At 66.5% G+C, this 233-nt stretch carries 1 protein-coding gene; it reads right to left on the bottom strand.

Annotation, left to right across the window (positions count from 1 at the left end; all coding sequences use genetic code 11):
* Nucleotides 1-233: hypothetical protein (locus AC0IYH_RS34175; protein ID WP_471838934.1), on the bottom strand; the 233-nt coding region annotated here is incomplete at both ends.

Here is a 233-nt window from a genome sequence, read left to right as displayed (position 1 = left end):
CCGACGCGGAAACCCTCGTCCGCCTCGTGAAACAGCAGCACGTCGTCCTCGATGGGCGTACCCAGCCGGTGCAGCCGCGCATTGTCGGTACGCCATTGCTCGTTGGCGAGACCATAGAGGAAGCCGCTGTCGTCCGCGGTCCAGACGATGTCGGACAGCATGCCGGCGATCACCTCCGGCAGATGCTCGCCGGTGGTCAGGTCCTTGACCCGCACCTCGAACCGCTCGCTGCC

It is taken from the genome of Pseudomonas sp. AC463 (genome assembly GCF_979253585.1).
The sequence above is the reverse complement of the archived record's forward strand: the minus strand, read 5'-3'. Positions and strand labels throughout refer to the sequence as shown.